At 59.0% G+C, this 13,981-nt stretch carries 15 protein-coding genes; all 15 read left to right on the top strand.

Translation table 11 applies throughout. The annotated features are described in order from the left end of the window. Nucleotides 1–256: 256 nt before the first annotated feature. The 15 genes from urtA to G6L01_RS11785 all read left to right on the top strand — a co-directional run bounded on the left by urtA (nt 257) and on the right by G6L01_RS11785 (nt 13,918). Nucleotides 257–1,546, top strand: a complete 1,290-nt coding sequence (gene urtA, locus G6L01_RS11855) for an urea ABC transporter substrate-binding protein (RefSeq protein WP_060718135.1) — start codon at nt 257–259, stop codon at nt 1,544–1,546. 144 nt (nt 1,547–1,690) lie between these two features. Continuing rightward, the gene (gene urtB / locus G6L01_RS11850) at nt 1,691–3,262 is read left to right on the top strand and encodes an urea ABC transporter permease subunit UrtB (RefSeq protein ID WP_174089272.1); all 1,572 of its coding nucleotides are present in this window, start codon (nt 1,691–1,693) and stop codon (nt 3,260–3,262) included. Next, nucleotides 3,259–4,410 carry an urea ABC transporter permease subunit UrtC gene (gene urtC / locus G6L01_RS11845; protein ID WP_070166562.1) on the top strand — a complete coding sequence of 384 codons (1,152 nt, stop codon included), beginning with the start codon at nt 3,259–3,261 and terminating at the stop codon, nt 4,408–4,410. Before urtB ends, urtC begins: the two co-directional genes overlap by 4 nt. Nucleotides 4,411–4,414: 4 nt before the next feature. After that, complete coding sequence (gene urtD / locus G6L01_RS11840; protein ID WP_070166561.1) at nt 4,415–5,170, top strand: urea ABC transporter ATP-binding protein UrtD; 756 nt, start codon at nt 4,415–4,417, stop codon at nt 5,168–5,170. 179 nt (nt 5,171–5,349) lie between these two features. Beyond that, a complete protein-coding gene (gene urtE, locus G6L01_RS11835) occupies nt 5,350–6,045 on the top strand; it encodes an urea ABC transporter ATP-binding subunit UrtE (protein ID WP_015916914.1) in 696 nt (231 codons plus the stop codon). A gap of 201 nt (nt 6,046–6,246) precedes the next feature. Then, on the top strand, nt 6,247–7,593 hold the full coding sequence (locus G6L01_RS11830) for a CE1 family esterase (RefSeq protein ID WP_070166560.1): 1,347 nt from the start codon (nt 6,247–6,249) through the stop codon (nt 7,591–7,593). 150 nt (nt 7,594–7,743) lie between these two features. Further along, a complete protein-coding gene (locus G6L01_RS11825) occupies nt 7,744–8,742 on the top strand; it encodes a CE1 family esterase (RefSeq protein ID WP_070166559.1) in 999 nt (332 codons plus the stop codon). Between the two features lie 4 nt (nt 8,743–8,746). Continuing rightward, the gene (locus G6L01_RS11820) at nt 8,747–9,583 is read left to right on the top strand and encodes an urease accessory protein UreD (protein WP_070166558.1); all 837 of its coding nucleotides are present in this window, start codon (nt 8,747–8,749) and stop codon (nt 9,581–9,583) included. 23 nt (nt 9,584–9,606) lie between these two features. After that, on the top strand, nt 9,607–9,909 hold the full coding sequence (locus G6L01_RS11815) for an urease subunit gamma (protein ID WP_070149744.1): 303 nt from the start codon (nt 9,607–9,609) through the stop codon (nt 9,907–9,909). Between the two features lie 4 nt (nt 9,910–9,913). Beyond that, nucleotides 9,914–10,168, top strand: coding sequence for a DUF1272 domain-containing protein (locus G6L01_RS11810; protein WP_070166557.1), 255 nt, complete (start codon nt 9,914–9,916; stop codon nt 10,166–10,168). Between the two features lie 95 nt (nt 10,169–10,263). Beyond that, nucleotides 10,264–10,569 carry an urease subunit beta gene (locus tag G6L01_RS11805; protein WP_015916908.1) on the top strand — a complete coding sequence of 102 codons (306 nt, stop codon included), beginning with the start codon at nt 10,264–10,266 and terminating at the stop codon, nt 10,567–10,569. Continuing rightward, a complete protein-coding gene (locus G6L01_RS11800; RefSeq protein WP_070166556.1) occupies nt 10,566–10,976 on the top strand; it encodes a lysozyme inhibitor LprI family protein in 411 nt (136 codons plus the stop codon). The genes G6L01_RS11805 and G6L01_RS11800 overlap by 4 nt, the downstream gene beginning before the upstream one ends. Before the next feature lie 15 nt (nt 10,977–10,991). Continuing rightward, entirely contained in the window at nt 10,992–11,636 is a 645-nt protein-coding gene (locus G6L01_RS11795; protein ID WP_070166555.1) for a Urease operon accessory protein, read from the top strand. A gap of 2 nt (nt 11,637–11,638) precedes the next feature. Next, nucleotides 11,639–13,351 carry an urease subunit alpha gene (ureC, locus tag G6L01_RS11790; RefSeq protein WP_070166554.1) on the top strand — a complete coding sequence of 571 codons (1,713 nt, stop codon included), beginning with the start codon at nt 11,639–11,641 and terminating at the stop codon, nt 13,349–13,351. Nucleotides 13,352–13,369: 18 nt separating this feature from the next. Beyond that, entirely contained in the window at nt 13,370–13,918 is a 549-nt protein-coding gene (locus G6L01_RS11785) for a hypothetical protein (protein ID WP_337692737.1), read from the top strand. Nucleotides 13,919–13,981 lie beyond the last annotated feature (63 nt).

Here is a 13,981-nt window from a genome sequence, read left to right as displayed (position 1 = left end):
CGCTCCACCATGCATCTGCTTATATGAGCGGTTTATGAGGATGCTCTCCATGAGATCCTTGTTAGGTAATACGGTTCAGATGCTATGAAAATCAAGTATAATAAACCGATGGCGGCAGTTTTAGACGGCCAATCCCCTGTTTTTGTGGGGACAGCGCTGCCTTGCCCGGCGACCTACGTCAATTGACGTATACGATTTTGCAGCGCAGCAGCCGATAGTCCCCTCACTCCAGAATTCAAAAAGAGGGGAACCTGAAATGAACTTCAAGTCCAAACTGGCGAGCGCACTTGTCGGTGCCATGCTGTCCACCACCGCCTTCCACGGTGCGTTTGCCGCCGAAGACACGATCAAGGTCGGCATTCTGCATTCTCTCTCCGGCACGATGGCGATTTCGGAAACGACGCTGAAGGACGCCATGTTGATGCTCATCGACGAGCAGAACAAGAAGGGCGGTGTTCTCGGCAAGAAGCTGGAGCCCGTCGTGGTCGATCCGGCCTCCAACTGGCCGCTGTTTGCTGAAAAGGCCCGCGAGCTGATTTCCAAGGACAAGGTTTCGGCGGTGTTCGGTTGCTGGACCTCGGTGTCGCGCAAGTCGGTTCTGCCCGTGTTCAAGGAGCTGGATTCGGTGCTGTTCTACCCCGTGCAGTTCGAGGGTGAAGAAAGCGAGCGCAACGTATTCTATACCGGTGCTGCGCCCAACCAGCAGGCCATTCCCGCCGTCGATTACCTGATGGAAAACGAAGGCGTGCAGCGCTGGGTGCTTGAGGGCACCGACTATGTCTATCCGCGCACGACCAACAAGATTCTCGAAGCCTATCTTCTGTCCAAGGGCGTGAAGAAGGAAGACATCATGGTCAACTACACGCCCTTCGGCTTCTCCGACTGGCAGACCGAAGTCGCCGCCATCAAGAAATTCGGCTCGGCCGGCAAGAAAGCCGCTGTTATCTCGACCGTCAATGGCGATGCCAACGTGCCGTTCTACAAGGAGCTTGGCAACCAGGGCGTCAAGGCGGAAGACATTCCGGTCATGGCCTTCTCGGTTGGCGAAGAAGAACTGGCCGGTATCGACACCAAGCCGCTGGTTGGCCATCTCGCCGCCTGGAACTACTTCGAATCCGTCGATACGCCCATCAATGCCGAATTCATCAAGACCTGGCATGCCTTTACCAAGAACGACAAGCGTGTGACCAACGACCCGATGGAAGCCGCCTATATCGGCTTCAACATGTGGGTGAAGGCCGTCGAAAAGGCAGGCTCTGCCGAACCCGACAAGGTCATCGACGCGCTGGTCGGCGTTTCCGTACCGAACCTCACCGGCGGCTATGCCACGATGATGCCGAGCCATTACATCACCAAGCCGGTATTGATTGGCGAAGTCCAGGAAAATGGCCAGTTCGACATCGTCTCCCAGACACCGGAAGTGGTGGGCGATGAATGGTCGGATTTCCTCCCCGACAGCAAGGACCTGATCGCCGATTGGCGCCTGCCGATGAACTGCGGCAATTTCAACGTCAAGTCCGGCAAGTGCGGCGGCAAGGGCTCGTAAAACTTCCCAGCCTGAAACTTGCTGCGGGTGCATAAAGCATCCGCAGCTTTTTCTCCCTTGTCGGGAGCAATCGCAAGAGGGGCCGGTATGATACGATCCTGTTTGAACCATCTGTCGCATGTGCTGGCTGCCGGGCTGTTGCTGATGGTGGCCTTGACCCTTTCGGCACGCGCTGAGGAAGACCCCGCTAGCCTGATCAAGGCGCTGGGTACGGCCAATTTCACCGATGCCGAAAAGATCGTCGGCGATCTCGGACGCACGGGTGATCTCAAAGTGGTTCCGGCCCTGGAAGCCCTCAGCGGTGGTGATCTCTATCTACGCAAGGCCGATGGCAATGTGTTCATCGCCAAGCCCGCCGGTAGCCAGCTGACGTTGGTCGATCCCTTGAGCGGTGCCGAAGTTGGCAAGGAAGCCAAGGGCGGGCTGGTGAAGATCAAGATCAACAATGGTTTGCGTCGCGCCATCCGGGCTGCGCAAGGCGGGCTGACCTTGCTCAGCCCTGACCGCACGGTGCGGCTTGCCGCTGCCGATGCGCTGTTGAAGGCGCCCTCGGAAGACAATCTCGAATTGCTCGACACTGCCCTTGCCAAGGAGCAGGATGGCGCGGTGAAAACGCTGCTGGCTCAGGCCCGCGCCGTTTCGGTCATCACCTCCAACCATTCGCTTGAGGAAAAACGTGCCGCCATTGCGCTTATTCGCGCGGTGGGCGGCCAGGATGCGATTTCCATTCTCGGCAATGCCGCGCCGACAGTCGATCCGGCCCTGAAGGGCGATATCGATGCGGCGATTTCCAAGATCCAGAGCGATGTGGCGCTGTGGAATACCGCGCAGAACATCACCTATGGCATCTCGCTCGGCTCGGTGCTGCTGCTGGCGGCCATTGGTCTGGCCATCACCTTTGGCGTCATGGGCATCATCAATATGGCGCATGGCGAAATGGTCATGCTCGGCGCCTATTCCACCTTCATCGTCCAGCAGGCGATAAGAGCGAACGCGCCTGAGCTGTTTGACTGGTCGCTGGCCATTGCCCTGCCGGTCGCCTTCGCCGTCACCGGCATCTTCGGCCTGGTGATCGAGCGCTGCGTCATCCGCTTTCTCTATGGTCGTCCGCTGGAAACGCTGCTGGCCACCTGGGGCATTTCGCTGATGTTGCAGCAGTTGGTGCGCACGCTGTTTGGCCCGACCAATCAGGAAGTCGCCAATCCGTCGTGGATGTCCGGTTCGTTCGGGCTTGGCGGCTTGACCATCACCTGGAACCGGCTGTGGATTCTGGTGTTTTCGCTGTCGGTATTCTTCGCGCTGCTGATGCTGTTGAAGCGCTCCGCCTTTGGCTTGCAGATGCGCGCCGTCACCCAAAACCGCCGCATGGCGTCTTCGATGGGCATTCGCACACCCTGGGTCGATGCCTTCACATTTGCCTTGGGCTCAGGCATTGCCGGAATGGCGGGCGTGGCGCTGTCCCAGATCGACAATGTTTCGCCCAATCTCGGCCAGACCTATATTATCGACAGTTTCATGGTCGTGGTGTTCGGCGGGGTCGGTAATCTCTGGGGTACGCTGGTCGGGGCGTTTTCGCTCGGGATCGTCAACAAGTTCCTTGAGCCCTATGCCGGTGCGGTGCTGGGCAAGATCCTGGTTCTGGTTCTCATCATCCTGTTCATCCAGAAGCGGCCCCGCGGTCTCTTCGCACTCAAGGGAAGGGCGGTGGAAGCATGATCACGGCATTTCTTCTGCGCTCGCTGGACGCCAAGATCCTCGTCGCCATCGCCATTCTCATCGCGCTCGCCATTCTGGTGCCGATCCTCAGCCTTGCCACCGCGCCCGACAGCGCGCTGCATATACCGACCTATCTGGTGGCGCTGTTTGGTAAATACCTGACCTATGCCATGCTGGCCTTGGCGCTCGATCTGGTCTGGGGCTTTTGCGGCATTCTTTCGCTTGGCCATGGGGCGTTTTTCGCGCTCGGCGGCTATGCGATGGGCATGTATCTGATGCGCCAGATCGGCCCGCGCGGCACCTATGGCGATCCTATCCTGCCCGACTTCATGGTGTTTCTGAACTGGAAGGAACTGCCCTGGTTCTGGCACGGCTTCGACATGTTCTGGTTTGCCGCGCTGATGGTGCTGGTGGCGCCCGGCTTGCTCGCCTTCGTATTCGGCTGGTTTGCGTTTCGCTCGCGTGTCAACGGCGTCTATCTGTCGATCATCACCCAGGCGATGACCTATGCGCTGCTGCTGGCCTTCTTCCGCAATGACATGGGCTTTGGCGGCAATAACGGCCTCACTGACTTCAAGGATATTCTCGGCTTCAACATCCAGGCCGATGGCACCCGTGCGGCGCTGTTTTCGCTCTCGGCGCTGTTTCTGGCGGGCTCGCTGCTGCTGGTGTCTGCCATCGTGCGCTCCAAATACGGCAAGGTGTTGGTTGGCATCCGCGATGCGGAAAGCCGCACCCGCTTTCTCGGCTACCGGGTGGAAAACATGAAGCTGTTTGCCTTTGTCGTCTCGGCGATGATGGCGGGCGTGGCGGGTGCGCTCTATGTGCCGCAGGTCGGCATCATCAATCCGGGCGAGTTTTCACCGGCCAATTCCATCGAGGTGGTGATCTGGACCGCTGTTGGCGGGCGCGCCACGCTGATCGGCCCGATCATTGGCGCGGTGCTGGTCAATGGCGGCAAGACGGTGTTTACCGGCCTGTTTCCCAATGCCTGGCTGTTTGCGCTGGGCGGGCTGTTCGTGGCTGTCACGCTGTTTCTGCCCAAGGGCATTGTCGGCACAGTCACCCAAAGCCTTCTGCGGCGCAGGCAGGACAAGGCTGTGACGGAGGCCGAGGCATTGAACCGCAAACCTCAGGCGGCGGAGTGAGACCATGGCTGATAAAACCACCAATTCGCTTCTCTATCTCAACGGGGTCAGTGTCTCCTTCGACGGGTTCCGGGCCTTGAACTCCCTGTCCTTCGTGGTCGAGCCGGGCGAGCTGCGCGCCATTATCGGCCCGAATGGCGCGGGCAAGACGACGATGATGGATATCATCACCGGCAAGACACGGCCTGACAGCGGCGAGGTGTTTTTCGACGGCGGCAAGGTGGATCTCACCAAGCGCGACGAGGCCGAAATCGCCCAGCTCGGCATTGGCCGCAAATTCCAGAAGCCGACGGTATTTGAAAGCCATACGGTCTGGGACAATCTGGAACTGGCGCTGAACAAGCCGCGCGGCGTGTTTTCAACGCTGTTCTACCGGCTGACACCCAAGGACCGCGAGCGGATCAACACCATTCTCGAAACCGTCCGGCTCACCGCCCGCAAAAATGACCTCGCCGCCAATCTGTCCCACGGCCAGAAGCAATGGCTGGAAATTGGTATGCTGCTGGCGCAGGAGCCGAAACTGCTGCTGGTTGATGAACCGGTGGCGGGCATGACCGATGCCGAAACGGCGGAAACCGCCATCCTGCTGCGCGAAATTTCCAAGACCCGCTCGGTCGTGGTGGTGGAACACGACATGGGCTTTATCCGTGACCTCGGCGTCAAGGTGACATGCCTGGCCGAAGGCTCGGTGCTGGCCGAAGGCTCGATCGATTTCGTCTCGAACGATCCGCGGGTGATCGAGAATTATCTGGGGCGGTGAGAACGGTACCCTTGGAATGCGCAGTACCCCCCTCTGCCTTGCCAGGCATCTCCCCCTCAAGGGGGGAGATCAACGATGGAGCGGACGGGTTCCTCCTATCTCCCCCCTTGAGGGGGAGATGTCACGAAGTGACAGAGGGGGGTGAACGGCTTGCTCCCAATTTTTTAGAAGGTGCATCGATGCTGACTGTTGAAAATCTCAATCTTCACTATGGTGCCGCCCAGGCGCTGCGCGGCGTGAACATTACTGCACCGATGGGCAAGATCACCTGTGTGCTGGGTCGAAACGGGGTGGGCAAAAGCTCGCTTTTGCGCGCCGTGACCGGTCAGCATCCGGTATCGGGCGGCACGATTGCCTTTGAAGGTACGGTGCTGAACGGCATGGCGCCGTTCAACCGGGCGCGGCACGGTGTCGGCTATGTGCCGCAGGGGCGTGAGATCTTTCCGCTTCTGTCGGTCAAGGAAAATCTGGAAACCGGATTTGCGCCGCTGAAGCGCAAGGACCGGACGATCCCAGACGATATTTTCGCGCTGTTTCCGATTTTGCAAACCATGCTGTCGCGGCGTGGTGGTGACCTGTCCGGTGGCCAGCAGCAGCAATTGGCGATAGGCCGGGCCATGGTGACCCGCCCGAAAATCCTGGTGCTGGACGAGCCGACCGAGGGCATCCAGCCATCGATCATCAAGGATATCGGTCGGGCGATCCGCTATCTCAGGGATTCAACCGGCATGGCGATCCTGCTGGTCGAGCAATATCTCGACTTCTGCCGGGAGCTGGCCGACCATGTCTACATCATGGATCGCGGTGAAATTGTCCATGAAGGGGGGGCAGAAACGCTGGATACGGTCGAAGCCCGCCGCCATCTTACGGTCTAATGTCGCATTCAGGCATGGGATAATGGGTCCGGGTTTGGATCGTAGTCTTTTGTTTTTACTATGAAATTATCGGGTATATTCATAGTATATTCACGCTTTGTGTTTGACGCATGTCAGCCTTGATCATTTGCGATCAGGTTTCAGTTGAAGCCTGCGGAACATGTGGTATTTTCCGCCGAGTGCTAATAACAAGGCGACCTCATGACATTCGATGAACTGACTGGCCTGCGGCGGCCGGGTTTTTTCGCGCGCACATCTGCTCAGACTTTGTTGTGCCTGTTCACACTCGGCGTTTCCATGATGGTGCCGGGTGGCCTTGCTTACGCGGCGGGCGGCTGCGGCGTGACCGTCCGGGCCGGTTTGCAGGACCTGACATTCACCTCTGGTGGCGTTGAGCGCACGGCGGTGGCCTACATCCCCCAAGGCTATACCGGCAAGGCCAAGGTGCCTGTGGTGTTCGACCTGCACGGTTCCAACAGCTTTCCCCGCGATCAGCTGGGTCGTAGCCAATGGTCCGACGTGGCGCGGGAAAACGGCTTCATCGTTATTGCTCCGCAGGGCGGGCTGAATGGCAAGGCGGAAGGTACCCATGCCTGGAACGTACCGGGCGTAACCCCCGTACCTGGTGTGACTGTACCGAATGCCACAGTTTCGCCAAATGCCACAATTTCGAATGGGACCGTAACCAACGCAAGCCTGACAAGCTCGACCGCGTCCAGTACGGCTGTTTCGCAAAATGCATCTGTTTCTACAGCAACCGAAGCCAAAGGGCCGGATGATGCCGCTTATCTCAGCGACACCGTGGCGCTGGTCAAGGCCAAGTTCTGCGTCGATCCTGACCGGATCTACGCGTCCGGCTATTCGGGTGGCGGGCGGATGCTGTCGCAATATATCTGCAACGGCAATACCGATTTCTCGGCTGCCGGTTTCGTCATGAGCCTGCGGGCAGGCACACCGCGCCAGGGCGTTGGCCCCGATCAGGGCAAATGGTTGCCCGATCCGCAAAGCTGCCGTCCGGGCCGTCCGGTGTCGATCATCGCGTTCTGGGGGCTGAAGGACAATACCAATCCCTACGTGGGCGGCGGCAGGCCCTATTGGCAATACGGCGGCGAAGCGGCACTCAATCGCTGGGCTGAGCTGGATGGCTGCCAGGGCGAGCGCAAGATCGTCAAGGGGACGAAAATTTCCTCGGCGGAATTCGAGCGCTGTAAGGGCGGTGCCCGCATTCTCTCCTACACGATTGCCGACCAGACCCATGATTGGCCCGCACAGACTGTTGGTTTCTCGCTGGCTGCCGCCAACTCCAAGGCAAAGGTAGCTGATAGCAAGAGCCAGGAAGATATTTATGCGGCCAAGCGGATGTGGGCCTTCTTCGACAGCGGCGATGGCCGCCTGATCGCCGACAATATCACCAAAAACGCCTGTGCCGATGACGCAAAACCGGCTGCTGGCGCAACGGCCTCTGCAAACCCTGCCTGCTCGGTGACGATGAAGGCCAAGGTCAAGCCGCAGGCGGTGGAAAGCCCGATGTCGGCGGACGCGTTGTAGTGCTCTGATCCAGACAGATGTCTTAGGTTCTGTCTGTCAGGTTCAATCTGAACCTGACAGACACTCGTCTCCGCATCGAGGTCATGGCATATTTTTTCGTTTTGCATCGTATCGGTCTTTTGCTACCGTGGCCCCGCTGCGGAGGATTATATGCAAAATATTGAAAATCAATGCGAAAAGCCTGTTCTGCGAAGAGTTGGCGCTCTGTCCGGTGTGGCGATTGCGGCAGTCGTTTCCCTTCTGACGCTCTCGCCCGGCTCCGCATCGGCAGCCGGTTGCGGTCAGCCCAGGGATGTGGGCCGCTATGATATGACGCTGACCTCTGGCGGGCATGAGCGGGTGTTTTCCTATTTCATTCCTTCCAGCTATAGCGGCCAGGACAAGGTGCCGGTCGTGTTTGATTTTCACGGGTCCGATAGCAATGCAAATGAGCAGTTGGACCGTAGCGAATGGGAGCGGGTGTCCGAGCGCGAAGGCTTTATCGCTGTCGCGCCGCAAGGGTCTATGCCCACCAAGCGAGCGGGCTATTTCGCCTGGAACGTGCCGGGCGTCGCCAAAGGCGAGGCCGATGAAGAGGCCTATATCCGCGATGTGATCAAGGCGGTCGAAGACAATTTCTGCGTCGATCCGGCGTCTTTCTATGCCACCGGCTATTCCGGCGGCGGGCGGATGGTGTCGCAATATCTTTGCGATGGAAACACCGATTTTGCCGCGGCTGGTCTGGTGGTCGGCCTGCGGGCCGGAACGCCGAAGCGTGAGGGCGATGGTTTCGTGCCTGACGCTGCGACCTGCAAACCGGCAAAACCGATGTCGCTGATCGCCTTTGCCGGGCTGGACGACAAGATCAACCCGATTGCCGGGCAGGGTCTACCCTATTGGGGCTACGGCGCGGATGCCGCGCTGCATCGCTGGGCGGAGCTGGATGGGTGCAAATCTCCCACCGTCAAAACCGAGGGCCGGGTCGAGACCACCGATTATGCCCAATGTGCGGACGGCGTGCGCATCGCCTCCTACCGTTTGGCGGGGGCGGGCCATACATGGCCGGGCAGTACCGCTTCGCTGAAGGTCCAGAAGGTGATTGGCAAGGTTTCCTTTGACCTGAATGCCACTGATATGATGTGGGATTTCTTCTCGAAATCGAAGCGTTGAAGGCATGACCATACAGACCGCCACGATCATCAAGCCGCAAAGGGCGAAGGGCCGGGGTCGGCTGGACACCAAGCTGTTTCAAGGCCGCAGCCGGTTGGAAACCTTCTTCCAGGAGGGCTGCGCCAAGATCCGTATTCCCGAAAGTTTCGATGGCCGGATGGAGGCGGTGCTGATCAATTCCTCCGGCGGGCTGACCGGCGGCGACCAGCTCGATTGGACGTTTTGCGCCGGTGATGGCACTCATCTGACGCTGACCACTCAGGCCTGTGAGAAAATCTACAAGGCTGCCGCCGATACGGCGTCGATCAGCAGCCGCATCACGGTCGGCGAGGGGGCTGCGGTCCATTGGCTGCCGCAGGAATCCATCCTGTTCGATCAGGCCTCCCTGACCCGCAGGCTGGAAGTGGATCTGCATGAGACATCGGAGTTTCTCAGTGTCGAGGCCATTCTGCTGGGCCGCAAGGCGATGGGCGAAGCGATGCGTCAGGGCCTGGTGCGCGACCGCTGGCGCATCCGCCGCTCAGGGCGGCTCATTCATGCCGAAGACCTGGCGCTATCAGGCGATATTGCCGATCTCACCGCCGAAAAAGCGGTGCTGGGCGGCAGGGTTGCCTTTGCCACATTGCTGTATACGGGACGCCATGCGGAGGCGCACATGGCAGCTCTTCGCCGGTTGACGGACCGCCCGTCTGATCTGGGCGATATCGGCATAAGCCTGTGGAATGACAAGCTGGTTGCCCGTTTTATCAGCAGCGATGGATTTTCCCTCAGAAAATTATTGGTTCCGGTGATTTCGGCCTTGCGCGACGGCGCGTCTGTGCCGAAAGTCTGGACCTTGTAACCGGCATCATTTTCGGAGCACCCATGAATCTCAGTCCAAGAGAAAAAGACAAGCTTCTGATTTCCATGGCGGCCATGGTCGCCCGGCGCAGGCTGGAGCGCGGCGTCAAGCTGAACTATCCCGAGGCGATTGCGCTGATTTCCGATTTCGTCGTTGAAGGCGCTCGCGATGGCCGTGCCGTGTCCGAGCTGATGGAGGCGGGTGCCCATGTGATCACCCGCGACCAGGTGATGGAGGGCATTGCCGAAATGATCCATGACGTGCAGGTCGAAGCGACCTTTCCCGATGGCACCAAGCTGGTGACCGTCCACGAACCGATCCGCTAACGCCATGCTGGAGCTTCGCCCCAATTGTGAATGCTGCGACCGCGACCTGCCGCCTGAAAGCCGTGAGGCGCTGATCTGTAGCTTCGAATGCACCTATTGCGCCGCCTGTGCTGAGAGCGTGCTGGCCGGCATCTGCCCCAATTGCGGCGGCGAACTGGTGCGCAGACCGATCCGCCCGGCAAACAAGCTCGTCAACAATCCGCCATCCACGACGCGGGTTCTGAAGGCGGAAGGCTGCAAGCCCTCACACGCCGCCTGATCGGTGATCCATCCGGTCGTTCCGGATGTATTATTTCATGCATGGACAATGTGGTCTTCCGGCCTGCCGGAAACCGTATGACGGGAGAGACAGTGATGAAACCGGGTGAAATCATTGCCGCAAGCGGCGAGATCGAGCTGAATGCCGGTCAGCCGACCGTGACGATTGAAGTGTCCAATACCGGCGACCGCCCGGTTCAGGTGGGCAGTCATTATCATTTCTTCGAGACCAATGCGGGCCTATCCTTCGACCGCGACAAGGTGCGCGGCATGCGGCTGGACATTCCGGCGGGGACTGCGGTGCGTTTCGAACCGGGCCAGACCCGGGAAGTGACGTTGATCCCGCTGGCCGGTAAACGCGAGGTTTATGGCTTTCGTCAGAAGGTCATGGGGCCGCTATGACGCCTGTTTCGCGGCTGATCATGCTGGCAGGGTTTGGGGTGATGTCGTCTGGCCATGGTGTTCTGGCGCAAGCGCTTGATTGCAAGGACCCGAAAGCCCAGAGCGATATGACCGCCTGCGCGGTGCGGGATTTCGACGCGGCGGACAAGGCCATGAATGCCCAATGGAAAATCACCCGCAAGGCCTTCGTTGAGCAGGACGCCACGCTGGACGATGATCTAAAGGGTGCTGAAAAGGCCTTGCTGAAAGCCCAGCGTGCCTGGATCGATTACCGTGACGGTCAATGTGAGGCCCAGGGATTTTATGTCCGAGGTGGCACGATGGAGCCCATGGAGGTTGCCGCCTGCAAGGCGGAGATGACGAAGACGCGGACCAAGGAGCTGAAATCCTTGGCTGAACCCCAATAACCGGATTGGACAGGCATGGATCGCAAGATCATGATCATTGGCAATGGTGAGGTTCCTCAGGAAGTTGCGGACGCCATTGATGCTGCCGATATGGTCATTCGCTTCAATGGCGCACGCAATTTCGGTCTGGCCGGACACCGCACCGATGTGATGGCGGTGTGCAATACCGGACGACCCGCCAAGGCCATGCTGGCCGATTGCGCCTGGCGCAACAGCCCGCCGGTTGATACCAGCGGCGCGATCTGGTCGGTCCGCGATCCCGCCAAGTTCGAGGCGATGAAGCCGGATATTCTGGTGAATTTCCCCGAACTTGACGATCTGTTTGAGGATCAAACCGACAATTTTGCCGAATTTGCCCGCAGCAATGGCAAGGATCACGTCGTTCTGTCTGCCTTGGCCCATGAGGCCGCAGTGGCGGCATTGGACCCCTACGATCCCGGTCTCTATGTCACGCCGAGCAGCGGCCTGGTGGTGATGAGCCATGTTCTTCACGATCCGGCTTTTGCCGGAGATCGGATTTTTGTCGCTGGCTTTTCGCACAAGGGCTGGGATGGCCATCCTTTCGCAGCGGAACGGCAAGTGATCGACGCACATATCGAGGCCGGGCGGCTGACGCGCCTTGGGCCTTCACCCCAATCTGTCCTGTCCCAAGGAGCCTGACCATGCCTTTCAAAATGTCCCGCGCCGCCTATGCCAGCATGTTCGGCCCCACGACCGGGGATAAAGTGCGGTTGGCCGATACCGAGCTGTTCATTGAGGTGGAAAAGGATTTCACCCATTATGGCGACGAAGTGAAATTCGGCGGCGGCAAGGTGATCCGTGATGGCATGGGGCAAAGCCAGGCGACGCGCGTCGACGGTGCAGTCGATACCGTCATCACCAATGCGCTGATCGTCGATCACTGGGGCATCGTCAAGGCCGATATTGGCTTGAAGGACGGACGTATCGTTGCAATCGGCAAGGCGGGCAATCCCGATACCCAGCCCGGCGTCAATATCATTGTCGGCCCCGGCACGGAGGCGATTGCCGGTGAAGGCAAGATCGTCACGGCGGGCGGCATGGACAGCCATATCCATTTCATCTGCCCGCAGCAGATCGAGGAAGCGCTGATGAGCGGGCTGACCTGCATGTTGGGCGGCGGCACCGGACCGGCGCATGGCACGCTTGCCACGACCTGCACGCCCGGCCCCTGGCATATTGCCCGGATGATCGAGGCGGCGGATGCCTTTCCGATGAACCTGGCTTTTGCGGGCAAGGGCAATGCCTCGCTGCCGGGTGCGTTGGAAGAAATGGTGCTGGGCGGCGCATGCGCCCTGAAACTGCACGAAGACTGGGGTACGACGCCCGGTGCCGTCGATTGCTGCCTGTCAGTGGCCGACGACTACGACGTGCAGGTGATGATCCATACCGATACGCTGAACGAAAGCGGCTTCGTCGAGGATTCTATCAGCGCCATCAAGGGGCGTACCATTCATGCCTTCCATACCGAAGGGGCAGGTGGCGGCCATGCGCCAGATATCATCAAGATCTGCGGCCAGCCGAATGTGATCCCATCTTCTACCAATCCGACGCGGCCCTATACAATCAATACCCTGGCCGAGCATTTGGACATGCTGATGGTCTGCCACCATCTCAGCCCGTCGATCCCGGAAGATATTGCCTTTGCCGAAAGCCGTATCCGTAAGGAAACCATCGCGGCGGAAGATATTCTCCACGATATCGGCGCGTTTTCGATCATTTCCTCCGACAGCCAGGCCATGGGCCGGGTCGGCGAAGTGGCGATCCGCACCTGGCAGACGGCGGACAAGATGAAGCGGCAGCGCGGACGGTTGCCATCGGAAACCGGCGAGAACGACAATATGCGCGTCAAGCGCTACATCGCCAAATACACCATCAACCCGGCGATTGCCCATGGTCTCTCCCATGAAATCGGCTCGGTGGAAGTGGGCAAGCGCGCCGATCTGGTGATCTGGAACCCGGCGTTTTTCGGCGTCAAACCGGATATGGTCCTGCTTGGCGGGTCGATTGCTGCCGCCCCGATGGGCGATCCCAACGCCTCGATCCCAACCCCGCAGCCGGTGCATTACCGTCACATGTTCGGCGCCTATGGCAAGGCCCGCACCAATTCCTCGGTCACCTTCGTGTCTCAGGCTTCGCTGGATGTGGGGCTGGCGGCGCGGCTCGGCGTTTCCAAGCAATTGCTGGCGGTAAAAAATACCCGAGGCGGTATTTCCAAGGCATCGATGATCCACAACAGCCTGACACCGCATATCGAGGTCGATCCGGAAACCTATGAAGTGCGTGCTGATGGCGAATTGCTCACCTGCGAACCGGCCACCGTTCTGCCGATGGCGCAGCGGTATTTCTTGTTTTGAGGGGTACTATTGCCACTGGTGATGATGTCTGAACGTGACAATCAAGCCTTCTTGCAGGAAAGTCTGCAAGTTCTTGTCGGTCTGCCTCTCAGCATTGCCCGCAACGCAGCAGATATGAAAGTTTTCCATTTCGGCTCCATTCGCCCCCATCATTCAACAGGGGGAAGAACGGGAACGGTGGGATCGCACGCGCTCCATATTCAATGTTCCTGGCGGATTGTCACGGAGAATGGGATTTTGACGGGGTCCTCGGATCGTTTCATGGAGCCTGAGGAGGGTGCTCCTGTAAACGTGGAGGAACCTCAATTCGGTACGTTGCAATTCGTCCGGATTGCGGCCTTGCTGCAAGGTTACGACGAAGCCACAAAATCCTTTGTAAACGCCACGGATCATCTCATCGTCCAGTCCGTAACATGCGACAGATATTGTGGAGCTGATCTTCAATTGTCAGGTGGCTATCGCCTGCAAATTTTCCCGGATGGTTCGCAGGCAGAAGACTGGCGTTTTATGGAGAATGAAGGACGGCACATCGTTATCGAAGGCGGAAAAATGGATGTGGTGGGCTGAAAGGCCCTATCCACTTTCCTTAAATCTATTGGGATTTTAAGAGCCGGCGATGCTTTTAATGTC

Origin of the sequence: Agrobacterium vitis (genome assembly GCF_013337045.2) — a bacterium.
GTDB lineage: Bacteria > Pseudomonadota > Alphaproteobacteria > Rhizobiales > Rhizobiaceae > Allorhizobium > Allorhizobium vitis_B.
Note: the sequence above shows the minus strand (reverse complement) of the source record. Positions and strands in the feature narration are given on the sequence as shown.

What these genes read in the sequence shown, in the direction of transcription:
- urtA (WP_060718135.1), top strand. Translation starts at nt 257, where the DNA reads ATGAACTTCAAGTCCAAACTGGCGAGCGCACTTGTCGGTGCCATGCTG.
- urtB (WP_174089272.1), top strand. Translation starts at nt 1,691, where the DNA reads ATGGTGGCCTTGACCCTTTCGGCACGCGCTGAGGAAGACCCCGCTAGC.
- urtC (WP_070166562.1), top strand. Translation starts at nt 3,259, where the DNA reads ATGATCACGGCATTTCTTCTGCGCTCGCTGGACGCCAAGATCCTCGTC.
- urtD (WP_070166561.1), top strand. Translation starts at nt 4,415, where the DNA reads ATGGCTGATAAAACCACCAATTCGCTTCTCTATCTCAACGGGGTCAGT.
- urtE (WP_015916914.1), top strand. Translation starts at nt 5,350, where the DNA reads ATGCTGACTGTTGAAAATCTCAATCTTCACTATGGTGCCGCCCAGGCG.
- G6L01_RS11830 (WP_070166560.1), top strand. Translation starts at nt 6,247, where the DNA reads ATGACATTCGATGAACTGACTGGCCTGCGGCGGCCGGGTTTTTTCGCG.
- G6L01_RS11825 (WP_070166559.1), top strand. Translation starts at nt 7,744, where the DNA reads ATGCAAAATATTGAAAATCAATGCGAAAAGCCTGTTCTGCGAAGAGTT.
- G6L01_RS11820 (WP_070166558.1), top strand. Translation starts at nt 8,747, where the DNA reads ATGACCATACAGACCGCCACGATCATCAAGCCGCAAAGGGCGAAGGGC.
- G6L01_RS11815 (WP_070149744.1), top strand. Translation starts at nt 9,607, where the DNA reads ATGAATCTCAGTCCAAGAGAAAAAGACAAGCTTCTGATTTCCATGGCG.
- G6L01_RS11810 (WP_070166557.1), top strand. Translation starts at nt 9,914, where the DNA reads ATGCTGGAGCTTCGCCCCAATTGTGAATGCTGCGACCGCGACCTGCCG.
- G6L01_RS11805 (WP_015916908.1), top strand. Translation starts at nt 10,264, where the DNA reads ATGAAACCGGGTGAAATCATTGCCGCAAGCGGCGAGATCGAGCTGAAT.
- G6L01_RS11800 (WP_070166556.1), top strand. Translation starts at nt 10,566, where the DNA reads ATGACGCCTGTTTCGCGGCTGATCATGCTGGCAGGGTTTGGGGTGATG.
- G6L01_RS11795 (WP_070166555.1), top strand. Translation starts at nt 10,992, where the DNA reads ATGGATCGCAAGATCATGATCATTGGCAATGGTGAGGTTCCTCAGGAA.
- ureC (WP_070166554.1), top strand. Translation starts at nt 11,639, where the DNA reads ATGCCTTTCAAAATGTCCCGCGCCGCCTATGCCAGCATGTTCGGCCCC.